Consider the following 24,571-nt stretch of genomic DNA (forward strand, 5'->3'; position numbering starts at 1 on the left):
AGCGGCCTGACGCCGCACTGACACGTCCGCTGACACGTGTTCGGCCCGGCTGGACAGCGCACGGCAGAATGGTCCGGGTGCAGATCGGAATGCTTGGGCCGCTCGAAATCCGGGCAGACGACGGCGGATTGCTGGAGGTACCGGGCGCCCGGTTGCGGTCGTTGCTGATCGCGCTCGCGCTGGAACCCGGCCGGGCGGTCTCGAAAGCGCGGCTGGTCGACTGGATTTGGGGCGAGGAGCCGCCGTCAGATGCGGCGAATGCCTTGCAGGCCTTGGTTTCCCGATTGCGGCGGGTACTGCCGGACGGGTCGATCGACGTGCAGCCGGGCGGCTACCGGCTGACGGTGGCGCCCGGCGACATCGACGCCGTGCGGTTCGAACAGCTCCTCGACCAGGCCCGCAGCGGCGACGACGTCCACCAGGCCGAGCTGCTGCGCGAGGCCCTCGCACTGTGGCGCGGCGCGCCCATGCGGGACATCGGTGCGCAGGACGGCGCGGCCCTCGAGGCGGTGATCGCCCGGCTCGAGGGACTGCACATCGGTGCGCTCGAGGATCGGTACGACGCGGAACTCCGGCTCGGCCGGGGCGCGGAACTGGTCACCGAGCTGAATGATCTGGTGGCCCAGCACCCCGTGCGGGAACGACTCGCCGCGTCGCTGATGCGGGCGCTCGCCGCCGCGGGCCGGGGCGCGGAGGCGCTGGTCGTGTACCAGCGGGTCCGGGAGGCCCTCGCCGACGAGCTGGGTGTGGATCCCTCGCCGGAGCTGTCCGCCCTGCACGTCGCCCTGCTACGTGGGGAGGTGGGCGGGCGGGAGGACGACCGCCGGACCAACCTGCGCGCCGAATTGACCCGATACGTCGGCAAGCAGGCCGACGTCGCCGCGGTGCGCGCCCTCGTCGCCCGCCATCGGCTCACCACGGTGACCGGACCGGGCGGTTCGGGAAAGACCAGGCTGGCCACGGAGACCGGGCGCGCCCTGCTCGACGGGCTGCCGGATGGCGCGTGGCTGGTGGAGCTGTCCTCGGCGAGCGCGGGCGGTGACCTCGCGCAGGCGGCGCTGGCCGCGCTCGGGCTGCGGGACGCGCTGCTGGGCGGCGGGGCGAACGCGGAACCCATGGACCGCCTCATCGCGGCCATCCGCGAGCGCGACATGCTGCTGATCCTGGACAACTGCGAGCACGTGATCGAGTCCTCGGCCGCGTTCGCCCACCGCCTGCTCGGGGAGTGCCAGCGGTTGCGCATTCTGGCCACCAGCCGCGAACCGCTCGGCATCACCGGTGAAGCGCTCTGGCAGGTCGAGCCTTTGGCGCTGCCCGCCGCGGACGCGGACCCGGGCGCGATCGAATCCTCCCCGGCCGTCCAGCTCTTGCGCGACCGGGCCGGAGCGGTGCGGCAGGACCTCGGCGCCGATGCCCGCACCCTGGCGACCATGGCCCGCGTGTGCCGTGCGCTCGACGGGATCCCGCTGGCGATCGAACTGGCCGCGGCCCGCCTGCGCACCATGTCCCTCGAGCAGCTCGCCACCCGTCTCGACGATCGGTTCCGGCTGCTGACCGGAGGCAGCCGGACCGCGCAACCGCAGCACCGGACCCTGCGGGCGGTCGTGGACTGGAGCTGGGAACTGCTCAGCGAGGCCGAACAGGCTGTGCTGCGCCGGCTTTCGGTGTTCGCCGGCGGTGCGAGCCTCGAGGCGGCCGAACAGGTCTGTGCGAGCAGCGAATCCGAGGGGCAGCCCGCGACGGTCGAACAGTGGGAGGTGCTCGAGCTGCTGACCGCGCTGACCGAGAAATCGCTGCTGCTCACCGCGGGCGACGACGGGCCGCGCTACCGGATGCTCGAGACGATCAAGCAGTACGCCCGCGACCGGCTCGCGGAGGCGGGGGAGGCGGGCGCGGCGCGGCGCGCGCATCTGGCGTATTTCACCGGACTGGCCGCGACCGCGGAACCGCATCTGCGCCGGGCCGAACAGCTGGAATGGCTCGCCGTCCTCGAGCCCGAGCACGACAATATCGCGGCCGCCATGCGCGGTGCGCTCGCCGCGGAGGACGCGACCGCGGCCATGGGGCTGGCCGCGGCCGCCGGCTGGTACTGGTGGCTGAGCGGGCACAAGGCCGAGGGCATGGAACTGGTCACCGCGGCCGCCCGGACGCCCGGCGAAGCCGACGACGAGACCCGGGCCACGGTCTACGGGCTCGTCGTGCATTTCATGACCTCCGGCCCGAATGACGAACACCACGTGGAGGAATGGATCCACCAGGCCTACCGGGCCGGCGGCGATCGGACCGGCGGCGGCCGGACCGGTCATCCGACGCTGGCGTTCGTGGTCGCGCTGGAACGCATGCTGCAGGGGCCGGATCAGTTCCTGCCCGCCTTCGAGGCGCTGCTCGGCGACGACGATCCGTGGGTGCGGGCGCTGGCCCGGCTGCAACTGGGCAAGTTGCGGACCGTGCTCGGCCAGGGCGGGCCGGAGGCCGACGAACAGCTGGAGCTGGCGCTGGCGGAGTTCCGGGCCGTCGGTGAGCGCTGGGGGATCTCGTTCGCGCTGACCGAGCTGGCCGACAGCCTCGCCCTGCGCGGCGAATTCGCCAGTGCGTGTGAGTATCTCGAGCAGGCGATCGCGGTGGTCGCCGAGGTCGGCGCGATCGAGGACCTGGTCCGGATGCGGTCACGGCAGGCGCAGCTGTACTGGCTGCTGGGCGACGCGGCGGCGAGCACGGCCGCCATGGCCGAGGCCCAGCGATACGCGGATCAGACCGGCTGGCCGATCGCGCTGGCCGAAATGGCCCTGGCCCGAGCGGAATTGGCGCGCTGGAACGCGGATCCCGAAGAGGCGCACCGGCAGATCGGCGTCGCGAAGACCCTGCTGGCGGGAGAATCGGAGCAGCCGTTCATGAGTGCGGTGATCCACGATCTGCTCGGCTATCTGGCGGACGGTCTCGACGAGGCCCGCGACCATCGGGCCGCGGCCTTCCGGGTGGCGTCGGCGGCGGGGCACGCGCCCCTGCTGGCCAAGGTGCTGGTCGGTCTCGCGGATCTGGCGCTGCGGGCGGAGCAGGACGAGCAGGCGGCGCGGCTGCTCGCGGCCAGTACCGCGGTGCGTGGCGTGTCGGATCATTCCCACCCGGATGCGGCCCGGATCGAGCGGACAGCGCGAAGTCGCCTCGGTGACGTGAAGTTCACCGAGGCGACGGGGGAGGGGGCGCGGGCGGTCTGGCATGAACTGGCCGAGATCACGCTCGCTTCGTGAAAGTGGCACGGGACCACAGGTATCCGACGATCGCGAACCCGGCGCACCAGGCCAGCGCCGCGGCGGTGTAGCCGCCCGACGGGTGCCCGGTGAGGAACCCGCGCAGGGACTCGATGATCGGGGTGAAGGGCTGGTACTGCGCGAACTGCCGGACGCCCTGGCCCATCTGGTCGGCCGGGACGATCGCGCTGCTCACGAAGGGCAGCATGATCAGCGGCACCACGGACATGCCCGCCGACTCCGGGGTCTTGGCGGCCATGCCCAGGGCGACGGTCAGCCAGGACGCCCCGAACGAGGTGGCCAGGACGATGCCGAGCGCGCCCAGCCAGTCCAGCGCGGTGGCCGGCGGCCGGAAGCCCAGGGCGAATGCCACTCCCAGCACGGCCGCGATGGCGACCACATTGGTGAGCATGGTGGCCACCACGTGCCCGGTCAGCACGGCGCCGCGGGACACGTCCATGACCTTGAACCGGTTGATGACGCCCTTGGCCATGTCCGAGCTCACCGCGACCGCGGTGCCGGAGAGCCCGTAGCTGATGGCCAGCAGGATCATGCCCGGTGTCGCGTAGTCGATGTAGTGCTCGCCGACATTGAAGGCGCTGCCGAACACGTAGACGAAGATCAGCAGCATCACCACCGGCATCAGCGCGGCGTTGAAGATCGCGACCGGGTTGCGGGCGATGTGTTTGAAGTTGCGGCGCAACATGATCGCCGAGTCGCCCAGCGACGCCGCCAGGGCGCCGGTCGCGACGGTGCGGTTCGGGGTGCTGCCGGTGGAAACGATGGTGCTCATTGTGCGTCGGCCTCCGTGGTGGCGTGCCCGGTCAGGGCAAGGAAAACGTCATCGAGATCAGGGGTGTGGATGGAGACCTCCGCGGCCTCGACCGCGTGATCGGCGAGCCGATCCAGCAGGGCCCGCAGGGTTTTGGTGCCGCCGTTGCCGGGCACCTGCAGGGTCAGCGCCTCGCTGTCCATGGTCGCGGCGGGCAGGATCCGCGCGGCTGCTTCCAGTTCGGTGAGGTGGGTGAACCGCAGCTGGAGGTAGCTGCCGGGGACGCGGCGCTTGAGCTCGTCCGGGGTGCCTTCGGCGACGATGCGGCCGCCGTCGAGGACCGCGATCCGGTCGGCCAGCTGGTCGGCCTCCTCGAGGTACTGGGTGGTGAGGAAGATGGTCACGCCGTCGGAGGTCAACTCCCGCACGATCTCCCACATGGTGCGCCGGCTGCGCGGGTCGAGCCCGGTGGTCGGCTCGTCGAGGAAGACGATGTCCGGCTTGGTGACCAGCGTCATCGCCAGGTCCAGCTTGCGGCGCATGCCGCCGGAGTAGGTGGCCGCCTGCTTGCGCGCGGAGTCGGTGAGGTCGAAGCGCTCCAGCAGCGTGTCGACCACCTGCTTGCGCGCCGAGCCCCGCAGCCGGTGCAGATCGGCCATCAGCTGCAGGTTCTCTTCGCCGGTCAGCAGGTCGTCCACCGCCGCGAACTGACCGGTCACCCCGATGGCCGCTCGCACCGCCTTGGTCTCGGTGGCGATGTCGTGCCCGGCGACGCGGGCCGTCCCGCCGTCCGCCGTCAGCAGCGTGGTCAGCACGTTCACCGTCGTGGTCTTGCCCGCGCCGTTCGGCCCGAGCAGCGAGAAGATCGTTCCCGCACCGATATTCAGATCAATGCCGTCGAGGATCGTCTTGTCCCCGTAAGCTTTCCGCAGCCCCGAGGCCGCGATTGCTGTGCTGTTCATGTGGACTACTGTCGCGACCCGGCCTGATACCGGCCTGACACCGACCTGATACGCCCTCTGACACGGTGTTATACCTGTTCACGAGGGGTGGCGAGGGTTATCGGCCGTTGGGTGGAGCCAGCAGCGCGGCGGCCAGATGACGGGTCAGGCGGGGCGTGTCAGGGGCGGCTCGGAGGCGGGGGGTGGCGGCGAGATCGTTGATGACGCTCAGGGCGGCCTGGACTCGCAGCCGCGCTTCCAGTTCGTCCTGGCCGGGGTGGACCTGGCGCACCAGCTGCACCCATTCGGCGATGTACTCGTGCTGCACGCCACGCATACGGTGCCGATCGGCGGCGGGGAGCTGATCGATGTCGGAGGTGAGCAGCCGGATGAGACCGGTTTGCTCGAAGGCGAATTCGGTGTAGCTGGTAAGCAATCGGTCGAGTGCGTCGGCGGCGTCGGTCGCGCGGGTCAGATCGCGGTACATGTCGGCCCGCAGGACGTGATTGCCCTGGTCGAGAACGGCGATCAGGATGTCGGCCTTGCTGTCGAAGTGGTTGTAGACGCTGGGTCCGGCAATGCCGACGGCCGCGCCGATGTCCTCGACCGCCACACCGGAAAAGCCTTGCTCGGCAAAGAGTTTCGTCGCCGCTGTGAGAATGGCGATCCGACGCGAGGGGGACCATCCCGCCGACGGTCCGGCGGGTGGTGCGGCCGCGGGACGCGGGACGGGAAGGTCGGCGGTGAGGATCGCGTCGACCATGTCGGTGAGTACCTGCACGAAACGCTGACGCGGCAGTTCGAGGTTGTGGAACGAGATGCTGGATGCCGTGGAAAGCGCTGCCCAGCCGATTATTTCGGCCTGAGCGGGCGTGAGCCGCGGTGTCCGAGTGCGCAGCAGATCGGCGAACCGTGCGCCGATGCCGCGCGCCCGCTGCCGGAGTTCGGTTCTCGCGTCGGGGTCGAGGTGCCGCGCTTCCCGGTGCCACAGCACGCCGATGGCGCGCTGATCCAGCATGGCGGTGGCCAGTGTCCGGGCGAGATCGGTATCCGGCTCGGCGCGCGCCGCGTCGAGCAGTTCGGTGACGATCGCGATGGGCTGGCCCACCACGGCGCGCAGCAGATCGTTCTTGTTGCGGAAGTGCCGGTACAGCGCGGACGGCCCGACCGCGACCGCGTCGGCGATGTCGCCGGTGCCGACATCGGCGTAGCCGCGCCGATAGAACAGTTCGGTCGCGGCGGCGACGATGAGGTCGCGGCGATTGGCGGGGCGCGTGCCGCGGGCCGGGCGGGCGGCAGCGTGCTCGGCGGTGTCGCTCATGGTCGCCGCTCCTTCTCGCTCGCCGGTGGTGGGTCGCCCGCCCTCACTATAGGGAGCGGGCGACCCGGCCCGATCGGCCGCGGACGCCCGCGACTAGAAGATGTATCCGCCGCCGCAGACCAGGGTCTGGCCGCTGACATAGTCGGAGTCCGGGCTGCACAGCAGGTACACCGCACCGGCCGCCTCGGCGGGTGTTCCGGCCCGGCCCAGCGGGATCATCCGTTCCATGGTCGACAGCACCTCCGGGTTGACGCCCACCTTCAGCTGCCGGCCCAGCACGTCGATGGTGCTGTCGCCGCCGGCCGGCGTCTCGGTGAGCCGGGTCTTGATGAGCCCGAAGGCGACCGAGTTCACGGTGACGTTGTAGCGCCCCCACTCCTTGGCCAGGGTCCTGGTGAGTCCGTTGATGCCGGCCTTGGCGGCGGCGTAATTCGCCTGTCCCGCATTGCCTCCCGTGCCGGCCAGCGAGGAGATGTTCACGACCTTGCGGCACGGGACCGGCGTGCCGGCCGCGGCGGCCTGCCGGGCGAGTCCGGCGATCACCGGCTGGGCGGCGCGCAGAATCCGGAAGGGGGCCTTGAGGTGGACGTCGAGGATGGCGTCCCACTGCTCGTCGGTCATCTTCTGGATCACCGAATCCCAGGTGTATCCGGCGTTGTTGACGATGATGTCCAGTCCGCCGAAGCTGCCGGTGGCGGTGGTCACGAAGCGTTCGGCGAAGTCCTCGTCGGTGACCGAGCCGATGCAGGCGACCGCCCGGCCGCCGGCCGCCTCGATGGCGGCCACGGTCTCCTTGGCCGGTTCGGCGTCGAGGTCGTTCACCACGACCGACGCGCCCTCGCGGGCGAGCTTGAGGGCGATCTCGCGCCCGATGCCGCGCCCGGATCCGGAGACGATGGCGACCTTGTCGTCCAGAGTTCGCATGGGGCAATACCTTTCGGAGCAGGAGCGAAGTCAGAGCGTTGTGACGGTGGACCCGGTGAGCGCGACGACGGCGGTCCCGGTGAGCGTGACGGTGCCGTCGGGCAGGGTGACGGCGATGTCGAGGGTGGCGTGCCGTTCGCCGCGGACGTCCTCGATGGCCACGACCTTCCCCGTCGCGGTCGGTTCGGCCAGCACCGGCGTGATCGCGCCGAAGCGCACCCCGTAGGTGCGAATCGCTTCCGGCGCAACCCAATCGGTCAGCAGCCGCCCCAGGTAGGCCATGGACAGCATGCCGTGGGCGAAGACGTCGCCGAGCCCGGCGGAGCGGGCCACGTCGGTGTCGATGTGCATCGGGTTGTGATCGCCCGAAGCGCCCGCGAAGAGGGCCAGGGTGGTGCGGGTGATGGGCCCGGCGGCCAGCGGCGGCAGTTCACTGCCCACGGGGATATCGGCGGTGCCGGTGGTCATTGGGAGGCTCCCGGATTGCGGACGACGAGGACCGAGCGCAGGTCGGCGAGCAGGCTGCCGTCGATCCTGGTGACCGCGGTCTGCCGGACGAGGAAGTCGAGCGCGCCGCCCTTCTTGCTGTAGACGTCGGTGATGCGGGGTGACGCGGTCAGCGTGTCCCCGGCATAGGCGGTGGCGTGGTAGATGAAGTGCTGCTCGCCGTGCAGGATTCGGCGCAGATCGACACCCAGGCCGGCCAGCCAGCCGAATGGGTCCGGCTGCTCGAGCTCGATCGCGAACAGGAACGTCGGCGGCGCGGGCAGGGCGCGGTGCCCGGCAGCGGCGGCGGCGCGCTCGTCGGTGAAGACCGGGTTGGTCTCGCCGATGGCCTTGGCGAAGAACCGGAGTCGCCCCGCGTCCAGGGTCATGGTGATCGGTGGCAGCTCGGTGCCGATCACACCGGGATCCAGGGCCATGCTCAGTCCACCTTCTGGTAGAGGGTCACGACGGCCGCCCCGCCCAGGCCGATGTTGTGCTGCAGGGCGATTCGCGCACCCTCGACCTGCCGGGCGGCGGCCCGGCCGCGCAGCTGCCAGACCAGTTCGGCGCACTGCGCCAGGCCGGTCGCGCCGAGCGGGTGTCCCTTGGACAGCAGCCCGCCGGACGGGTTGATGACCACCCGCCCGCCGTAGGTGTTGTCGCCGTCGGCGATGAACTTCTCGGCGGTGCCCTCCGGAGTCAGGCCGAGCGCCTCGTAGCTGAGCAACTCGTTGGTGGTGAAGCAGTCGTGCAGTTCCACGACCGGAATGTCGAGGGGATCCACGCCGGCCTGCTGATAGACCTGCTGGGCGGCGGCCCGGGACATGTCGTAGCCGACGATCGACAACATCGAGTCGCCGTCGAAGGTCGAGGCGGTGTCGGTGACCATGGCCTGCGCGGTGATCGCCACGTCGGTGCGCAAACCGTGTGTGCGCGCGTAGTTTTCGCTGACCAGGACGGCGGCCGCCGCGCCGCAGGTGGGCGGGCAGCACTGCAGCCGGGTGAGCGGTCCGTAGATCTGCGGGGAGGCCAGCACCTCCTCGACGGTCACCGGATCGCGGAACACCGCATTGGGATTGCCGGCCGCGTGCCGGCGCGCCTTGACCGCGATCCGCGCGAACACCGCCGGGTCCATGCCGTAGCGGTCGGCGTATTCGCGGCCCGCGCCGCCGAAGTACCGGGCCGCGAAGGGCGCGTCGCCCTCGCCCTGGAGGCGGTGGACCACGGTGTCGAAGCTGTCGAACGGGCTGGGCCGATCGGTGTAGGCAGCGGCGAGCGCGCCGCGCTGCATCTGCTCGAATCCCAGGGCCAGCACCACATCCGCGATGCCGTGCTCGATCGCCTGCCTCGCCAGGAACAGCGCCGACGACCCGGTCGAGCAGTTGTTGTTGACATTGGTCACGGGAATGCCGGTGGCGCCCACGCGGTAGAGCGCCGCCTGCCCCGACGTCGAATCTCCGTACACCCACCCCGCATACGCCTGCTGCACCGTCGCGTACTCGATGCCCGCGTCGGTCAACGCGGCCCGCACCGCCTGCTCGCCCATGACGTCGTAGGTCTGCGTCCGGCTGGGCGTGGTGAACGGGATCATCCCGACGCCCGCCACCAACACGCGACTTCCCATGTCTCACCTCTCAGAGATTGCACTATCAAGAATTCACTTAGTAGAGCAGTGGGTGCGCGTGTCTGCAAGGCGATAGCGTAATGAGTGCATAATCGGTGTGCAATCCTCGGGCGGGTCCAGGCCTGATCCTCAATCGTGGCTATTCATTCTTCACTTGCTTTGCCCTCGGCGTCGGCGACCCCAACTGTAGGGGCTGTCGGTGGCTGCGGCCCGGATTCGATACTTGCTCCCGCCAAGATCGAGAACGATGGAGCCGCAGATGAATTCGAAGAAGACCCTCGCCGCGTTCGCCGTCACCGCGGCGCTCCTCACCCCCGCCGGCGCGCTGGCGGCCCCTGCCCAGGCCGATGCGCCGGCGCAGGCCCAGCCCGTGGACACCACCGCCACCGGCTCCTCCAGCGGGTCCTACTCCGCCGCCAACCACCTGGTCTGCATCCTCTTCCACACCAGCCTCAACGGCTCCGTGGGCATCCCGTTCTGCTGACGGACGCTGGCCGGGACTGTGATTCATCACGTTTATCTGCTTCAGTGACCCGTACTGTCCCGGCACCGCTTACCGTGCGCGGGGCACAACAGTTTGTTTGGGAAGGTGGCAACAAGCGTGATCGGTACGCGGGCGAAGCTCGATGAACTGGCCAAGATCCTGGAGATGGCCGCGGAACCGGCGGGTGAGGCCGGTATCGCCAAGCGGGCGTCGAAAGGCATTCCGAGCGTTCGGCAGCGGGTGGAGATGCTGCTCGACCGCGGCACGTTCATCGAGACCGGCGCCCTGGCTCGCCAGCCCGGCCAACCGGACGCGCTCTACGGCGACGGGCTGGTCACCGGTCGCGGGCTGATCGGGGGGCGTCCGGTTGTGGTGATCTCCCACGATCAGACCGTGTACGGCGGGTCGGTCGGGGTCACGTCCGCCCAGAAGTTCATGCGCGCACTGAAATTCGCGTTCGACAACGCGTGCCCGGTGGTGACGATCAACGATTCGGGCGGTGCGCGGATCCAGGACGCGGTGGGTTCCATCGCCTCGTTCGGTGATATCTCCCGGGTGCTGGAGAAGCTGTCCGGCTACGTGCCGCAGGTGTCGATCATTCTCGGCAAGTGCGCCGCGGGCTCGGTGTACGGGCCGATCAATACCGACGTGCTCATCGGCACCAAGGATTCCTACATGTTCGTCACCGGGCCGGAGGTGATCAAGGCGGTCAACGGCGAGGACGTCACCGCCGAGGAGCTCGGCGGCGCGAAGGTGCAGGCCGAACGCGGCACCCTGCATCACGTGGCCGAGACCGAGCAGGAGGCCTACGAGTGGGCCCGCAACTACCTGAGCTTCATGCCGACGAGTTGCGTCGAGCAGCCGCCGATCGTGAATCCCGGCCTGGAGCCGGAGATCACGGCCAGTGACCGGGAACTCGACACGATCATTCCGGATTCCGATCGTGCCGGTTACGACATGCACGAGATCCTGCTGCGCATCTTCGACGACGGCGAGTTCCACGAGATCCGAGCCGCGTTCGCGCCGAACCTGATCACCGGCTTCGCCCGCGTCGACGGCTACCCGGTCGGCGTGATCGCCAATCAGCCACTGGTGCTGGGCGGTTCCATCGACGCCGCCTGCTCGGACAAGTCGACCTACTTCATCCGGCTCTGCGACGCCTTCAACATCCCGCTCGTGTTCGTCGCCGACACCCCCGGCGTGCTGCCGGGCCTGGCGGAGGAGGCCAACGGCGTCATCATCCGCGGCGGCCGTGTCCCGCGCGCCATCATCGAGGCGACGGTGCCGATCATCAACCTGGTGGTACGCAAGTCCTACGGTGGCGCATACGGCATGATGGCCGCCCGGCAGGTCGGCGCGGACGTCAGTTTCGCCTGGCCCACAGCCCGTATCGCGGTGATCGGCGCCGAAAGCGCGGTCGACCTCCTCGGCAAGCGCCAGTTGGCCGCGATGCCGGAGGAACATCGCGCCGCGGCCCGCGAATTCATGATCAACCAGTACAACGAGACGGTCGCCACCCCCTGGGTCGCCGCCGAACGCGGCTACATCGACGCCGTCATCGAACCGTCCCGCACCCGCCTGGAAATCCGCCAGGCCCTCCGCCTGCTCCGCGACAAGAAGCCGGTCAAGCCGGAGTTCAACCCCCGCAAGCACCCGCTATACCCGATGTGACCTGCCGGCGCGAAAACCGGTGCGGGACAACAGCCGGATGGCCCTGAGCCATCCGGCCACGATGTCTCCTCGCGATCAGCTCCTGTCGGTCGTCGATATTCGATGCAGGCGTACGGGTCCCACGAAGCGGCGCTTGGTTGCTGGTTTGGTGTTCACGAGCGAGAGGTCGCCGCCGTAATGGGCCAGGACGCGGCGGTCCATGACGGCACGCCACAGCGGGGGAATGGCGGCTAGCAGGATCAGGGTGGCGTAACCGGCCGGGAGCTGCGGTGCCGTTTGCGAGCTGCGCAAGGTCTGGTAGCGGCGACCGGGATTGGCGTGGTGGTCACTGTGGCGCTGCAGGTGGAACAGGAATACGTTCGTGACCAGACGGTCGCTGTTCCAGCTGTCGCGCGGGGAGCAACGCTCGTAGTTGCCGTTGGCGCGGCGCTGGCGCAGCAGTCCGTAGTGCTCGATGTAATTCACCGTTTCCAGCAGCCCCGCACCCAGCACCGCCTGCACCATCAGAAACGGAATCACCCCGAGGCCGAAGGCCAGGATCATGGTGCCCCACAACGCGACACTCATCGACCAGGCCTGCAACAGCTGGTTGTGCCAGCTGAACCAGCGCTTTTCCTTGCGAGACAGGCGTTCTCGCTCCAGGGCCAGCGCCGAGCGGAAGCCGCCGACGGCACTGCGCGGCAGGAACTCCCACAGTGACTCGCCGAATCGGGCGCTGGCCGGATCCTCGGGCGTCGCCACCCGCACATGATGACCCCGATTGTGTTCGACGAAGAAATGCCCGTAACCCGACTGTGCCAGAGCGACCTTCGCCAGCCAGCGTTCCAGGTGTTCGGCCCGGTGCCCGAGTTCGTGGGCGGCATTGATTCCGATACCCGACACGAATCCGAGCGTGACGGCCAGACCGAGCTTGTCGGATACGCTCAGCTCGCGACTTGCCCACAGATAGCCAGCGATGAGCAGCCCGATGAGCTGTAGCGGCAGAAAGAGGTACGTACACCACCGATAGAACCGGTCTTCGGATAATGCCTCGTAGTCTTCCTCGCGTGGGTTGCTCCCGTCATCCCCCACGGAAAGATCCAGCAGTGGGATCAGTACCAGCACGAACACCGGACCGATCCACCAGAATATTGTGAGCCCGGTACGGGCTACCAATTGTGAGGGAAGTACAGCGCACGAAGGAGCGATCAACCCCAGAATCCAGAGGTATCGCTTGGGGTCGCGTGCCTTCGAGTCCTGGAAAATCGACATAGGTGCCTCTTTGATCCAACAGCGGCACTCGATCGCGAGTGCCGACGGCCGAAATCTTTTGGCTCAAACCCGTCGATTTAGACTAGTCGCTTTTCGCCGCTGCGCTAGATTAATTGCCAAAAATGGTGACTGACCGGGCAATTCGACCTCATACCCCCGTGACTCACATCGAGCTCCATGCAGGATGCCCGGCAGCCGGGATCGGTGCGAGGACCGATCCCGGCTGCCGGGCATCATCGACCGAACGTCAGCGGGTCAGGGCAGGGCCCCGCAGTTGTTGGGAGCAGGCCAGCCGGCGAGCCGATCGGTCAGCCACTGCTGCGAGTCCGCCAGCGACGGAAAGAACGCCAGCACATGGGTTCCCACCAGACCCGAAACGGTCGGAATCTGCGCGTTCGGATCCAATTCGACCGGCACGCCGCTACCGCACCAACCGGCCGCCATCTCCCGCACCGGCACGTAGGGCGCACCCTCGTCGTTCATGGCCGAGGCGGTGAGCACGGGCACCGACGGAGTGAGGGTGCCGATGCGCTGTTCGTCGAAGGCCGATTTCAGCTCGGGGTTCCGATCGATGACCGCGGTGAGTGGTTCGCCGCTGGTGGTCCATTCGGAGGTACGCGGATGGAGCTGTGCCAGGCTGACCGGGACGGCGCATTTGCCCAGCGCGTCGCTCAGGATCGCCTTACCGGTGTCATTGAGCTCGGCGTCGAGTATCGGGCGAGTTTCCGGGTAGTCGGCGGCGATGCCATTGAGAATCCAGGCGAAAGCCGGTGCGATGGAAGGCCGTCCGTCGTTGTATCCGATGAAGTATTCGTCGTCGACCACCGGACCGCCCACATAGGCGCCGCGTACATTCAGCTCCGGAGCGTAGCTCGGCTGCAGTTCGGCCGCGCCCGCGGAGGCCATACCGCCCTGCGAGTATCCGTAGAGAGCGACGGGCGTGCCGGGATTGAGGCCGGTGCCGGGCAATTGCAGTGCGGCGCGCGCCGCATCCAGCAGCGCGTAGGCCTGTGACTTGCGGTTGAGGTAGTCGTGCACGTCGGGGGTGCCGAGGCCGTGGTAGTCGGTCACCACCACCGTCATTCCCCGGGCGAGCAGCGAATACAGTGCCAGCAGGTCGTATTCGAACGTGATGTCCGCGGGGGGCTGGTATCCCACCACCTGCGTCATCAATTTCGATGGCGCGCACTGATCACCCTGGCCCTTGGTGCCGCCCGCGTACGCGATCAGCGGGCGCTCGCCGGGGCCGGTCCACGGCACGCTCGGCTGCAGGAGCGTGCCGACGACCGCCGTCGGCGCATCGTGGGTGTCACTGCTGACGTACATCATTCGCGTCGCGGCCGCCGGAACGACGCCGGGCATTCCGGGTGCGGAGAAGGCCACCTGTGCCGGTTCGGCGCGCACGATGGCTCCCGGTGTGGGTGGTAGCGGCGGCGGCAGGTAGAAATCGTCGCCCGCCGCCGCGACAGGTTCCGCTCTGGCGAGCAGCGCCGAGTTCGTGGCGCCTCCGCCAACCATCATGAGGGTTCCTGTCAAAGCTGCGGCCAATCCAAGCAGTCGCCTCCGCACTTTATCGATCCTTCCTGCGAGTGAGGGACCCAGGGCATCTCGAATCGGGTGTTGAGGCTATACGCAGGGCTATCGGTTTTTTGTGAATCAGTGGAAGAAACGCCGAACTCACGTTGGCCCACCGCGTGTCGTTATGGGATTGCCCGCCGTGTCGGTATTGCCAATTCGGAGATGTCTATGAATGACCTGTGCGCCCCCGCGAGATTGGGAATCCTCGGGTCGCGCAGGCGCGAGGGCTCGTTGATCGGGTGGCCGGCGTCGGGTGGACCAACAGGTGAGTCCCGGTCTCGGGGATGACTGTTGGGTGATTCGTGCGTTTTGATGTGTAGCTGGAAGTTTGCCGATAGAGTCGCCTCAGAATTCGGACTGGCTTGTCTAACAACGTGAACTATTCATGGAGGTCAGACACGTGCTTGGTCGGTTTCCTGTTTTCCTCCGCAGCGGGTCGGTGAAAGTTGTGGCTGCGCTCGGTGGTGTGGTTCTCGGGTTGTCGATGACGACTACGGCTGCGGCGGATCCGATATATCCGGTACCCGATCCGGATCCGTTCTACGCTGCCCCTGCGGATCTGGCGGCACACCAGCCCGGTGATGTGCTCCGCACGCAGACAATGCCGCCGGTGGCCATATTTCCCGGCGTCACCGTTACATTGGTGCAATTCCGGTCCACCAACTCCCACGGTGAGCCGATCGCGGCGACCACCACGATCCTTACCCCGGCCGGTCACCAGCCCGACGCTCCGTTGATGTCGTATCAGCACTTCATCAACGCGCTCGGCACCAGCTGCGCGGTGTCACATCTGCTGTACTCCAACGATCCGAATCTCCTGACGACGGCGTCGATTCTGAATATGGCGCTGGCGCAGGGCTGGAGCATAGCGCTGCCGGATCATCTCGGTCCGTACGTCGCGTTCGGGGCGGCACGTCTGGGTGGCCGGATCGTTCTGGACGGCGTCCGAGCGGTGAAACAGCTGCCGGCACTCGCCGCCCAGAACAGTCCGGTCGTGCTGGCCGGCTACTCCGGCGGCGGCATGGCCACCGGGGCGGCGGCTGCGCTCCAGCCGTCGTACGCGCCGGAGCTGAAACTCGCGGGTGCGGCCATCGGCGGTGCCCCGATGAACCTGCTGACGATGGTGCAGGCGCTGGGCTACGACCCGCACCCGGCCTTCGGGCTGGCCATGGCGGCGGCGATCGGCCTCGAGCGCGAATATCCGAACGAGCTGCCGATCAGCTCGTACCTCAACCAGAATGGCTTGGCCCTCCGCAATGCCATGGCCAATGACTGCACCAATCAGATCCTCGCCGAGGGCGTCGGCGGCAGCGCGCGGGCATACATGTCCGATCCCGCGGGCTTCGACGTCCGTGAAGGCCAGTCGGTGCTGGCGGAGAACAGCCTGGAACTCTTCGGCGAAGTGCCGGAAACACCGGTGTTCGAATGGCATTCACCCGAGGACCCGCTGATTCCGGTCCAGGCGATCGACAACACCGACCACCGCTGGTGCGCGGCCGGCGTTCCGGTGCAGACGCTGCGCGTTCCCGCACCCGAGCATCTGTCGGGAGCGGTGCTGGGCGCCCCCGAGGTACTGGCGTGGCTCAACGGCCGGGTTCGCGGCGAGCCGGCGCCCAGCAACTGTTGACGGGGTTGCCGTGACTTCACGGCCGGCGCTTCTACCCGGTCCGGGCGGCCTGGCAGGTCGCCCGGACCGGACCGAGCTGACCGTATCGGGCGGCTCCGGCTTCCCGCCCGGCGCGGCGGCCGGCCGAGCTCGACGCCCTGACCTGGATAAATGTGCCCTCGGCAGGATTCGAACCTGCGACACCCGCTTTAGGAGAGCGGTGCTCTATCCCCTGAGCTACGAGGGCTGGACGTGCCGGGCGGGAGCCCGGCCGGGACGTCGGGGAGTCTACCTGGTCGGGGGGCCGGGGGCCGCATTCGTGGTCGGGGTGGTGGAGTCGGCTGATCGGCGGGTGGTGGGCGCGGCGAGCCCGGCCGGAGTCGCTAGCGGCCGGCGGGTCGGCTCTCGTCGTAGTCCGACGGTGCGAATCTGCTTGTCTTCCAGCGGAAGAGGAGGGTGGCGCCGGGCCAGTTGTTGGTGATGCGGCCGGAGGCGTTGCGGTACCAGCTGGAGCAGAAGTTCCAGGGGGTGTCCTTCAGGCGGCGCTGCAGCCAGTCGTCCCAGGACTTCTCGGCGTCGGGGCGGGGCGAGAGGACGTGGCCGGGGCGGGCGGAGAGGTAGTCGATGACCTGGCGGATGTAGCGGGCCTGGGACTCCAGCATGTAGATGATGGAGCCGGAGCCGACGTTGGTGTTCGGGCCGTACATCATGAACAGGTTGGGGAAGCCGGGGACCGACATGCCGAGGAAGGCGCGGGCGCCCTCGGGGGACCATTCGTCGGCGAGCTTGCGGCCTTGCAGGCCATAGATGTTCATGGGGGCGAGGAACTCGGTGCCCTTGAAGCCGGTGCCGTAGACGATGACGTCGACGGGATGCTCGACGCCGTCGGCGGTGCGAATTCCGTTGGGCGTCACGGCTTCGATGGCGGTGGTCTCGACGGTGACATTGTCCTGGGTCAGTGCGGGGAAGTACTCGTTGGAGAACAGGCCGCGCTTGCAGCCGGCGGCGTAGTCCGGAGTCAGCTTGGCGCGCAGCGCCTCATCGGGCACCTGCTGCTTGCGATGCCGGTCCGCGATGGCGATCACCGGATGCTTGATGGCGGGAATGTCGGTGAGCGCCAACGCCATCACCTCGAAGAAGGTCCAGATGGCGAATCGCTCGGCCAGCCGCGTCCCGGGCACTTTCTTGAACAGCGCGTGGTGCAGTGGGGTGTACTCGGTGTCGAACTTCGGCAATACCCAGGCGGCCGAGCGCTGGAACAGCGTGAGGTGTTCGACCTTCGGCTGGATGGCCGGAATGTATTGGATGGCACTGGCTCCCGTGCCGATGCACGCCACCCGCTTGCCGGTCAGATCGACCGAGTGATCCCACTCGGCGGAGTGGAAGGCCGCGCCGGTGAAGGTGTCGATGCCGGGGAGGTTCGGCATCGCGGGGCGGGAGAGCTGCCCGACGGCGGGGATGAGGACGTCGGCGAGGCGGGTGACGCCGTCGGCGGTGCGGACCCGCCACCGGCCGCCCTGCTCGTCGAATTCGGCGTCCACCACCTCGGCGCCGAACTCGATCTTGGCGGGCAGGTCGTGCTTCTCGGCGACGGTGCGCATGTACGCGTGGATGTCGGCCTGCTGCGAGAACCGGCGTGGCCAATCGGATTTCGGCTCGAACGACCACGAGTACAGCGGCGAGGGCACGTCGCAGGCGGCGCCCGGGTAGGTGTTCTCGCGCCAGACGCCGCCGAGGTCGGCGGCCTTCTCCAGGATGGTGAAGCTGGTCAGGCCGTGGCGTTGCAGTTCCAGCGCCATGCCCAGCCCGGCGAATCCGGCACCGATGATCAGAATGGAGGGCTCTCGCTGCATACCAGCAACGGTAGGGCGTATTCCCGCTGGTCCTGCAGACATCGCCGGACAGTGAATCCGTATTTTCGGTCACGCCGGGCGGGTGAGTCCGGATTCACCCCTGGCAATCATGGGAAGGCCGCCCTCACGCCCCGCTGTCCGGGTCAGTGAGCGCCGTCTGACCTGCGACGCTGTCCTCGACTGGACAGCCCGGTGTCACACTCAATATATTCACGGAAGTTCTTGCTCCAATTTACTTGTCCTGGTTAGTGATTGGCTATTCTGCGCCGCCGCAGGGGGCGTCGTCAGCAAGTCGTGACGCTGATCAGGATTGCGGAGCCGGCTGGTCGTCGTGTTGGGCGGCGGCGGGTCGGCTACGGGCTGCGGGCGGCGAGGGTGGGGTTCGCCGCCCGCAGCTCGAATATTTCGCCAGCTCACCGGCCCCGGACTGAAGTCACCATGCCGTCAGTTCGGGCCCCGACCCGTGTATGTCCGAATCGGCTAGGCTCGCCGCAAGTGACTCAGTTCACTCTCCAGTAGGTACATGCAAGGAGCGGTTGGGAAATGTTGAGCACCATGCAGGACGAGCAGCTGTCACTCGCGACACTGCTGCGCTACGCCTCCACCTTCCAGGGCGACAGCCACGTCTCCACCTGGACCGGTGACGGCTTACGCACCCAGACCTATCGCGAGATCGGCCATGATGCGGCCCGGCTCGCCAATGCCCTGCGTGACCTGGGTATCGGCGTCGGTGACCGGGTCGGCACGTTCATGTGGAACAACAACGAGCACATGGTCGCCTACATCGCGGTGCCCGCCATGGGCGCCGTGCTGCACGCACTGAACATCCGGCTCTTCCCCGAGCAGCTGGTGTACGTGGCCAACCACGCCGAGGATCAGGTCGTCATCGTGGACGGCTCGCTGCTGCCGATGTTCGCGCAGTACCTGCCGAACCTGAAGACGGTGCGCCATGTCATCGTCGCCAATGGCGATGCCGCCGCGCTGCAGGCCCCCGAGGGCGTCACCGTGCACTCCTACCGGGAGCTGCTCGACGCCCAGCCCGACACCTACGACTACCCGGTCGTCGACGAGCGTTCCGCCGCCGGCATGTGCTACACCTCCGGCACCACCGGCGACCCCAAGGGCGTCGTCTACTCGCACCGCTCGAACTGGCTGCACGCCATGCAGGTGATCTCGCCCAACGGCATGGGTTTCACCGCCGCCGACACCGTGCTGGCCATCGTGCCGCTGTTCCACGCCAATGCCTGGGGCATTCCGTACGCCGCGCTCATGTCGGGCGCGAATGTGCTGATGCCGGACCGTTTCCTGCAGCCCGCACCGCTGCTGGAGATGATGGCCGAGGCGAAGCCGACCTTCGCCGCCGCGGTCCCGACCATCTGGGGCGGCGTGCTGGCCGGGCTGCAGGCCCAGCCGCAGGACATCTCGCACCTGCGTACCTGTGTGGTCGGCGGCGCGGCGGTCCCGCCGTCGATGATGCGGGCCTTCGAGGAGCGGCACGGCGTGAAGCTGCTGCACGCCTGGGGCATGACCGAAACCTCGCCGCTGGGTTCGGTGGCGCACCCGCCCGCCGGCGCCGAGGGCGAGGAGGCCTGGAGCTACCGCTACACCCAGGGCCGCTTCCCAGCCGGCGTGCAGGCGCGCCTGGTCGGCGATGACGGTTCGGTGCTGCCGAACGACGGAGAAGCCCTGGGCGAGTTGGAAGTTCGCGGCCCGTGGATCACCGGTGCCTACTACGCGCCGTCGGGCGGCGAGGTCGATCCCGACAAGTTCCACGACGGCTGGCTGCGCACCGGCGACGTCGGCAAGATCAGCCCCAATGGCTACCTCACCCTGGTCGACCGCTCCAAGGACGTCATCAAGTCCGGCGGCGAATGGATTTCGTCGGTGGACCTGGAGAACGCCGTCATGGGGCACCCGGCCGTGGCCGAGGCCGCCGTCATCGGTATCCCGGACGCGAAGTGGGACGAGCGCCCCCTGGTCGCCATCGTCCTGGTCGAGGGCACCGAGGCCAAACCCGAAGAGCTGCGCGACTTCCTGGCCCCCAAGTTCGCCAAGTGGCAGCTGCCCGAGCACTGGTGCTTCATCGCCGAGGTCCCCAAGACCAGTGTCGGCAAGTTCGACAAGAAGCGCCTGCGTGCCCAGCACGCCGACGGCTCGCTGACCGTCGTCACGCTGTCCTGACCCACCCGGGTGCGCCCTCGGCAGGAGGGCGCACCCGCCGGTCAGTCGAATGCGCTGTGTCGCAGCGCTTCACGCCGTCCCGAGCGGGTTCAGGACGGCGAATCGCCATTCCCCGTTCTCGAGCCGCCGGGCGATATTCGCGGTGGTGCCGGTGGGGGAGACCCGCGTGCCGTCGGGCGCGTCGATCTCCAGGGTCCAGTTGGTGACCAGCAGGGCCGCGTCACCGCCGATCAGCAGATGCTTGCTGTTGTTGGTGAGCTGTCCGCGGGCGGCGACCGTGCCGCTGATCTCCTGACGCAGGGCATCCGAGCCGGAAATGACGGCTCCGGTGGTGGTGCGCATGGTCGCGCCCGGGGCGAAGAGCGAGAGCACCCCCGCCACGTCGCCCGCGTTCAGGCGCTCCTCGAAAACCCTTGGCAGCTGGGCGGGGTCGGTGATCTGGGTGGCCATGACCTGGTCCTTTCGTGGTCGGATCGACGCTTTCCATGCTGGTCTGCGGCGGTGGCCCGGGCGAGGTCGAAAGGGGACGCGTCATTGTCGAAAGTGGACAATCCCGGTTCGGCTAGCCCTCCGGGTAGAAGACGAACAGGGTGCAGCCGGTGACCGTCGAGGGGACGTGCCAGGAACCGGCAGGAGCGTGCAGGAAGGTTCCGGCGGGGTAGTCGCGCGCGCCGTCGTTGAAGACGCCCGAAACCACGTACACCTCTTCGGGACCGGGCTCATGGAAGTCGCGACCGTGCCAGGAGGCGTTCGGGTCCAGCTCGACGACATTGGCGCTCGCGCCGTTCGGTCCCGTCCAGAGGGGACGCACCCGGATGCCCGGGAAAATCTCGCGCACAGGGGATTCCGCGACGGAGGCCGAGGTGTAGCCGGGCTGGGTGAGGATTTCGGAAGTCATGCCGACCACGGTGCCGTGCGCGGCATGGACGGCACAGTGTCAGAAAAGACATTGTGGGGTACTTTTCTGCCATGCATCGCGTGACGGCTCTGGTGCGGCCGGTCCAGTCGACCTTCGAGCTCGGCTGTGCCGCAGAGGTATTCGGCACGAAACGGGAAGGTGTGCCGAACCACTACGAATTCGGGGTGTGCACCGAGACACCGGGACTGGTGCCCACGACGGCCGGGTACTCGCTGGATGTGGCGGACGGGCTCGAGGCGCTGGCCTCCGCCGACACGGTGATAATTCCGGGCTGGACGCCGGTGGAGGCGCCGCTCTCCGACCGCGTGCGTCGCGCGCTGCTGCGGGCGCACGGCCGCGGTGCTCGAATCGTCACGATCTGCCAGGGGGTATTCGCCCTGGCGCGCACCGGATTACTGGACGGTAGGGCTGCCACCACGCACTGGGCGCGCGCCGACCGGCTGCAGGCGGAGTTTCCCCGGATTCGGGTGCAGCCGGACGTCCTCTACGTCGACCATGGCGACGTCGCCACCAGCGCCGGTGCGGGCGCGGGCATCGATCTGTGCCTGCACCTGGTCCGCCGCGATCACGGTGCCGCCCACGCCGCACTGCTCGCCCGGCACATGGTGATGCCGCCGCACCGGGAAGGCGGCCAGACCCAATACGCGCCGACGCCCCCGCCCTCCGACATGCTGGACGGCCTGCTCGACTGGGTGGAGGACCGGCTCGGTTCCCCACTCTCGGTGCGCGACATGGCCGCTCACCTCAATGTCTCGCCCCGCACGCTGGCCCGCAGCTTCGACGATCGGCTCGGCACGAGCCCGGGTGCGTGGTTGCTCGCGCGCCGGGTGGCGGCGGCCCGCACGCTGCTGGAGGACACGGACCTGCCGGTGGACGCCATCGCGACTCGCGTCGGTCTCGTCTCGGCGGTGAACCTGCGCCGTCGTTTCCGCGCGCAGGTGGGGACGACTCCGGGCGCGTACCGCCGGGCCTTCCGGATCTCGTGAGCGGCCAATGTCGTTGCGGGCTAGGCGTCCTTTACCGCGGACAGGCCGTAGAGCACCGGGATGATGGGGTCGGTGGGAGGGAGTCGCCACCAGCCGGTTTCGGTCCGGATCATCTGGGGCCAGCGGGGCCACGGGAGGGTGTGGGTCTCGGTGAGGCCGGTGATGCGCAGGCCCGCCGCCAGCAGGGCGTTGATGACTTCGCCGAGGCTGTGGCGCCATTCGTAGGCGGTGGTGTCGGTGCTGAGGTCGGGGCCGTCGGTATAGGTGTGGGCGCTGTCGCGGCGCTGGGCGCCGCGGCCGGCGAGGTAATCGTCGTGCAGCACAAGCTGTCCCGGGTCGACACCCGGTGGCGGGGTGGGGCCGAGGGCATGCAGCAGCGGATGGAATTCCACCAGGTAGAGCAGGCCGCCCGGGCGCAGCAGGCCGGCGACTTCGCGCGCCCAGCGGGGCAGGTCGGGGAGATAGCAGAGCGCGCCCTTGCCGGTGTAGGCGATGTCGAAGATGCGCTCGCCCAATGCTTCCCGCGCGCGGTAGACGTCCGCGCAGACGTAGTCGACCGCGTCCCCGGCCAGTTCGCGGGCGTGGCGCACCGATTCGGCCGAGAAGTCCAGACCCACCGCGCGGGCCCCGCGCCGCGCGAATTCGATTGTCTCCGTGCCGAGATGGCATTGCAGGTGCACCACGTCGAGGTCGCGCACGTCGCCTAGGGCATCCCATTCGAACGGCGCGAACCAGTAGCTGGAATCTCGGTCGCGGTAGAAGCTGCTGGCGGCGTGAATGCCCGCCCGGGCATCCCAGTTCCGCCGGTTCGCCGACAACGGATCTGTCACGGTCGCCACTATAGGCACGACCCGGACGGAGCCTGCGGCGGAGAGGTTCCGGTCGCGGCTCCGGGTCCGTACCGTTAGTTTGAGGGCAGATGCCCGCAATCTGCAGGGGTGGACGAGGAGGTCCGGGTGGAATCGACACGCGCGCAGGCCGCACGGCCGGTCACGGCGAGGAAGGTACCGCCGATCACGCGGGCCGGGGGTGGCCGCGCATGACGCTCGGGCTGATCAGGTCGGTGGGCGAGCGGGCCTACCTGGAGGCGGAATCGGCGCGGCTGGTGCTGGAGGCCGGGCTGGCCCGGCTGGAATCACCGGCGGTGCTGCTGTCGGCGGCCACGGCCATGCTGCGCTACGGCACGCTGGCGGCCGGGCTGCGGCTGTCGGCGGCCCGGTACGGCGGGCGGGTCGCGGTCATCGACGAGCTGGGCGAGCTGACCTTCGCCGAGCTGGAGGACCGGTCGAATCGGCTGGCCAACGCCTGGCGCGAGCGCGGCCTGAAACCCCATGAGGGCGTGGCGATCCTGGCCCGCAATCACCGCGGCCTGCTGGACGCGGTCTTCGCCGCCGCCAAGTGCGGGGCCCGGATCATCCTGCTCAATACCGATTTCGCGGGCCCGCAGATTCGTGATGTCGCCACCCGCGAGGGCACCGACCTGCTCGTCTACGACGACGAGTACGCGCCCATGCTCGACGAGGTGAGCCCGCGGCGCGGCAGCTATCGGGCCTGGACCGAGCGGCCACGCGAGGACAGCCTCGGATTCCTCATCGAAACCGGCTCGCCCGACGCGCCGCCCGCGCCCGGCGCGGAACCCAAGATCATCCTGCTGACCAGCGGCACCACCGGCACCCCCAAGGGCGCGCCGCGCACCGAGCCGAAATCCCTGCTGTCGCTGGGCGGTCTGCTGTCCAAGGTCCCGTTCCGGGTGAACGAGGTGACCGAGTGCTGCGCCCCCATGTTCCACACGCTCGGATTCGCCTGCGCCATGCTGACTCTCGGCTTCGGGTCCACCCTGGTGATCCGCCGCCGGTTCGACCCGCAGGCCGCCATCGACTCCATGGCGCGGCACCGGGCCACCACGGCGATCGTCGTCCCGGTCATGCTGGCCCGCATGATCGACCTGGGCGGCCGCGCGCTCACCGGGCACGATCTGTCCGCGCTGCGCATTATTTTCGTCGCGGGCTCCCAACTGGGCGCGCACCTGTGCCGGGAGGTGACGGCGGTCTTCGGGCCGGTCGTCTACAACCTGTACGGCTCGACGGAGGTCGCCTACGCCACCATCGCCACGCCCGAGGACCTGGCCGCGGAGCCCGGTTGTGTGGGCCGGCCGGTGCTGGGGGCGCGGGTGGAGATCCTCGACGATCGGGGCCGCCGGGTGCCGGCCGGGGCCACCGGCCGCATCTTCGTCGGGAACACCATTCAGTTCGAGGGATACACCGGCGGCGGCCACAAGGAGGTCATCCGCGGTCTGATGTCCTCCGGCGATGTCGGCCACTTCGACAGCGCGGGCCGGCTTTTCATCGACGGCCGCGATGACGACATGATCGTCTCCGGTGGTGAGAACGTCTTCCCGGTGGAGGTCGAGGAACTGCTCTACACCCACCCGTCGGTGCGGGAGGCGGCCGTCCTCGGCGTCCCCGACGAGCAATTCGGTGCGCGCCTCGAGGCTTTCGTGGTCGTCCACGACGGCCACCAGCTCAGCGAGCTCGAGATCAAGGACTTCGTGAAGGCCAATCTGGCCCGCTACAAGGTCCCCCGCGAGGTGGTCTTCCTGGCCGAACTACCCCGCAACCCCACCGGCAAGGTGCTCAAGCGCAAGCTCCAGGAGGCCTGAGCCGACAGCGATTCGGGGGATTCGGAACCGTGTGATTCCCCGCCCGGGGTCGTATGCTGGGCACCTC

At 68.6% G+C, this 24,571-nt stretch carries 20 protein-coding genes and 1 tRNA gene; 7 read left to right on the plus strand and 14 right to left on the minus strand.

Annotated elements, in window-relative coordinates; genetic code table 11:
• Positions 1-68: 68 nt before the first annotated feature.
• A complete protein-coding gene (locus tag ACFXKA_RS01970) occupies positions 69-3,248 on the plus strand; it encodes a BTAD domain-containing putative transcriptional regulator (protein WP_379425430.1) in 3,180 nt (1,059 codons plus the stop codon).
• On the opposite strand, the gene ACFXKA_RS01975 is transcribed toward ACFXKA_RS01970, so the two are convergent.
• The 7 genes from ACFXKA_RS01975 to ACFXKA_RS02005 form a co-directional block, all read right to left on the minus strand.
• Positions 3,232-4,041 carry an ABC transporter permease gene (locus tag ACFXKA_RS01975; RefSeq protein WP_354830707.1) on the minus strand — a complete coding sequence of 270 codons (810 nt, stop codon included), beginning with the start codon at positions 4,039-4,041 and terminating at the stop codon, positions 3,232-3,234. The two genes, ACFXKA_RS01970 and ACFXKA_RS01975, sit on opposite strands and share 17 nt — an antisense overlap.
• Positions 4,038-4,982, minus strand: a complete 945-nt coding sequence (locus tag ACFXKA_RS01980) for an ATP-binding cassette domain-containing protein (RefSeq protein ID WP_354830704.1) — start codon at positions 4,980-4,982, stop codon at positions 4,038-4,040. The genes ACFXKA_RS01975 and ACFXKA_RS01980 overlap by 4 nt, the downstream gene beginning before the upstream one ends.
• Positions 4,983-5,079: 97 nt before the next feature.
• The gene (locus ACFXKA_RS01985) at positions 5,080-6,282 is read right to left on the minus strand and encodes a TetR/AcrR family transcriptional regulator (RefSeq protein WP_379425431.1); all 1,203 of its coding nucleotides are present in this window, start codon (positions 6,280-6,282) and stop codon (positions 5,080-5,082) included.
• A 93-nt stretch (positions 6,283-6,375) separates the two neighbouring features.
• Complete coding sequence (locus tag ACFXKA_RS01990; RefSeq protein ID WP_379425432.1) at positions 6,376-7,206, minus strand: SDR family NAD(P)-dependent oxidoreductase; 831 nt, start codon at positions 7,204-7,206, stop codon at positions 6,376-6,378.
• A 30-nt stretch (positions 7,207-7,236) separates the two neighbouring features.
• A complete protein-coding gene (locus ACFXKA_RS01995; RefSeq protein WP_379425433.1) occupies positions 7,237-7,674 on the minus strand; it encodes a MaoC/PaaZ C-terminal domain-containing protein in 438 nt (145 codons plus the stop codon).
• Positions 7,671-8,129, minus strand: a complete 459-nt coding sequence (locus tag ACFXKA_RS02000; RefSeq protein ID WP_379425434.1) for a MaoC family dehydratase N-terminal domain-containing protein — start codon at positions 8,127-8,129, stop codon at positions 7,671-7,673. Before ACFXKA_RS02000 ends, ACFXKA_RS01995 begins: the two co-directional genes overlap by 4 nt.
• Before the next feature lie 2 nt (positions 8,130-8,131).
• Positions 8,132-9,316, minus strand: coding sequence for a lipid-transfer protein (locus ACFXKA_RS02005; protein WP_379425436.1), 1,185 nt, complete (start codon positions 9,314-9,316; stop codon positions 8,132-8,134).
• A 259-nt stretch (positions 9,317-9,575) separates the two neighbouring features.
• Between ACFXKA_RS02005 and ACFXKA_RS02010 the strand changes: the two genes are divergently transcribed.
• On the plus strand, positions 9,576-9,800 hold the full coding sequence (locus ACFXKA_RS02010; protein ID WP_379425437.1) for a hypothetical protein: 225 nt from the start codon (positions 9,576-9,578) through the stop codon (positions 9,798-9,800).
• A 117-nt stretch (positions 9,801-9,917) separates the two neighbouring features.
• Positions 9,918-11,471, plus strand: coding sequence for an acyl-CoA carboxylase subunit beta (locus tag ACFXKA_RS02015; protein ID WP_379425438.1), 1,554 nt, complete (start codon positions 9,918-9,920; stop codon positions 11,469-11,471).
• A 75-nt stretch (positions 11,472-11,546) separates the two neighbouring features.
• Here the strand turns inward: ACFXKA_RS02015 and ACFXKA_RS02020 are convergent, their stop codons facing one another.
• Both ACFXKA_RS02020 and ACFXKA_RS02025 read right to left on the minus strand, forming a co-directional pair.
• Positions 11,547-12,722: an alkane 1-monooxygenase gene (locus tag ACFXKA_RS02020; protein ID WP_379425440.1), complete on the minus strand. Its 1,176-nt coding sequence runs from the start codon at positions 12,720-12,722 to the stop codon at positions 11,547-11,549.
• 255 nt (positions 12,723-12,977) lie between these two features.
• Positions 12,978-14,243, minus strand: a complete 1,266-nt coding sequence (locus ACFXKA_RS02025; RefSeq protein ID WP_379425442.1) for a lipase family protein — start codon at positions 14,241-14,243, stop codon at positions 12,978-12,980.
• A gap of 658 nt (positions 14,244-14,901) precedes the next feature.
• Here ACFXKA_RS02025 and ACFXKA_RS02030 point away from each other — a divergent pair.
• Positions 14,902-15,927, plus strand: coding sequence for a lipase family protein (locus ACFXKA_RS02030; RefSeq protein ID WP_379425882.1), 1,026 nt, complete (start codon positions 14,902-14,904; stop codon positions 15,925-15,927).
• A gap of 153 nt (positions 15,928-16,080) precedes the next feature.
• Here ACFXKA_RS02030 and ACFXKA_RS02035 read toward each other — a convergent pair.
• Positions 16,081-16,153, minus strand: a tRNA-Arg gene (locus tag ACFXKA_RS02035).
• A 136-nt stretch (positions 16,154-16,289) separates the two neighbouring features.
• A complete protein-coding gene (locus tag ACFXKA_RS02040; protein WP_379425444.1) occupies positions 16,290-17,759 on the minus strand; it encodes a flavin-containing monooxygenase in 1,470 nt (489 codons plus the stop codon).
• A 543-nt stretch (positions 17,760-18,302) separates the two neighbouring features.
• On the opposite strand from ACFXKA_RS02040, the gene ACFXKA_RS02045 reads away from it, so the two are divergent.
• Positions 18,303-19,940, plus strand: a complete 1,638-nt coding sequence (locus ACFXKA_RS02045; protein ID WP_379425446.1) for a long-chain fatty acid--CoA ligase — start codon at positions 18,303-18,305, stop codon at positions 19,938-19,940.
• 69 nt (positions 19,941-20,009) lie between these two features.
• Here ACFXKA_RS02045 and ACFXKA_RS02050 read toward each other — a convergent pair whose 3' ends face one another.
• Entirely contained in the window at positions 20,010-20,390 is a 381-nt protein-coding gene (locus tag ACFXKA_RS02050) for a nuclear transport factor 2 family protein (protein ID WP_354830674.1), read from the minus strand.
• Between the two features lie 112 nt (positions 20,391-20,502).
• The gene (locus tag ACFXKA_RS02055; RefSeq protein WP_379425448.1) at positions 20,503-20,838 is read right to left on the minus strand and encodes a cupin domain-containing protein; all 336 of its coding nucleotides are present in this window, start codon (positions 20,836-20,838) and stop codon (positions 20,503-20,505) included.
• 71 nt (positions 20,839-20,909) lie between these two features.
• Between ACFXKA_RS02055 and ACFXKA_RS02060 the strand changes: the two genes are divergently transcribed.
• Positions 20,910-21,845: a helix-turn-helix domain-containing protein gene (locus ACFXKA_RS02060; RefSeq protein ID WP_354830671.1), complete on the plus strand. Its 936-nt coding sequence runs from the start codon at positions 20,910-20,912 to the stop codon at positions 21,843-21,845.
• A 20-nt stretch (positions 21,846-21,865) separates the two neighbouring features.
• Here the strand turns inward: ACFXKA_RS02060 and ACFXKA_RS02065 are convergent, their stop codons facing one another.
• Positions 21,866-22,675, minus strand: coding sequence for a class I SAM-dependent methyltransferase (locus ACFXKA_RS02065; RefSeq protein ID WP_379425450.1), 810 nt, complete (start codon positions 22,673-22,675; stop codon positions 21,866-21,868).
• Between the two features lie 209 nt (positions 22,676-22,884).
• On the opposite strand from ACFXKA_RS02065, the gene ACFXKA_RS02070 reads away from it, so the two are divergent.
• Positions 22,885-24,504 carry an acyl-CoA synthetase gene (locus ACFXKA_RS02070; RefSeq protein ID WP_379425452.1) on the plus strand — a complete coding sequence of 540 codons (1,620 nt, stop codon included), beginning with the start codon at positions 22,885-22,887 and terminating at the stop codon, positions 24,502-24,504.
• Positions 24,505-24,571 lie beyond the last annotated feature (67 nt).

It is taken from the genome of Nocardia sp. NPDC059228, assembly GCF_042754245.1.
In the GTDB taxonomy this organism is placed as follows: Bacteria; Actinomycetota; Actinomycetes; order Mycobacteriales; family Mycobacteriaceae; genus Nocardia.

What these genes read in the sequence shown, in the direction of transcription:
- ACFXKA_RS02025 (WP_379425442.1), bottom strand. Translation starts at nt 14,243, where the DNA reads ATGATGGTTGGCGGAGGCGCCACGAACTCGGCGCTGCTCGCCAGAGCG.
- ACFXKA_RS01990 (WP_379425432.1), bottom strand. Translation starts at nt 7,206, where the DNA reads ATGCGAACTCTGGACGACAAGGTCGCCATCGTCTCCGGATCCGGGCGC.
- ACFXKA_RS01985 (WP_379425431.1), bottom strand. Translation starts at nt 6,282, where the DNA reads ATGAGCGACACCGCCGAGCACGCTGCCGCCCGCCCGGCCCGCGGCACG.
- ACFXKA_RS02005 (WP_379425436.1), bottom strand. Translation starts at nt 9,316, where the DNA reads ATGGGAAGTCGCGTGTTGGTGGCGGGCGTCGGGATGATCCCGTTCACC.
- ACFXKA_RS02010 (WP_379425437.1), top strand. Translation starts at nt 9,576, where the DNA reads ATGAATTCGAAGAAGACCCTCGCCGCGTTCGCCGTCACCGCGGCGCTC.
- ACFXKA_RS01975 (WP_354830707.1), bottom strand. Translation starts at nt 4,041, where the DNA reads ATGAGCACCATCGTTTCCACCGGCAGCACCCCGAACCGCACCGTCGCG.
- ACFXKA_RS02045 (WP_379425446.1), top strand. Translation starts at nt 18,303, where the DNA reads ATGTTGAGCACCATGCAGGACGAGCAGCTGTCACTCGCGACACTGCTG.
- ACFXKA_RS02070 (WP_379425452.1), top strand. Translation starts at nt 22,885, where the DNA reads ATGACGCTCGGGCTGATCAGGTCGGTGGGCGAGCGGGCCTACCTGGAG.
- ACFXKA_RS02050 (WP_354830674.1), bottom strand. Translation starts at nt 20,390, where the DNA reads ATGGCCACCCAGATCACCGACCCCGCCCAGCTGCCAAGGGTTTTCGAG.
- ACFXKA_RS01980 (WP_354830704.1), bottom strand. Translation starts at nt 4,982, where the DNA reads ATGAACAGCACAGCAATCGCGGCCTCGGGGCTGCGGAAAGCTTACGGG.
- ACFXKA_RS02055 (WP_379425448.1), bottom strand. Translation starts at nt 20,838, where the DNA reads ATGACTTCCGAAATCCTCACCCAGCCCGGCTACACCTCGGCCTCCGTC.
- ACFXKA_RS01970 (WP_379425430.1), top strand. Translation starts at nt 69, where the DNA reads ATGGTCCGGGTGCAGATCGGAATGCTTGGGCCGCTCGAAATCCGGGCA.
- ACFXKA_RS02060 (WP_354830671.1), top strand. Translation starts at nt 20,910, where the DNA reads ATGCATCGCGTGACGGCTCTGGTGCGGCCGGTCCAGTCGACCTTCGAG.
- ACFXKA_RS02000 (WP_379425434.1), bottom strand. Translation starts at nt 8,129, where the DNA reads ATGGCCCTGGATCCCGGTGTGATCGGCACCGAGCTGCCACCGATCACC.
- ACFXKA_RS02020 (WP_379425440.1), bottom strand. Translation starts at nt 12,722, where the DNA reads ATGTCGATTTTCCAGGACTCGAAGGCACGCGACCCCAAGCGATACCTC.
- ACFXKA_RS02040 (WP_379425444.1), bottom strand. Translation starts at nt 17,759, where the DNA reads ATGCAGCGAGAGCCCTCCATTCTGATCATCGGTGCCGGATTCGCCGGG.
- ACFXKA_RS01995 (WP_379425433.1), bottom strand. Translation starts at nt 7,674, where the DNA reads ATGACCACCGGCACCGCCGATATCCCCGTGGGCAGTGAACTGCCGCCG.
- ACFXKA_RS02030 (WP_379425882.1), top strand. Translation starts at nt 14,902, where the DNA reads ATGCCGCCGGTGGCCATATTTCCCGGCGTCACCGTTACATTGGTGCAA.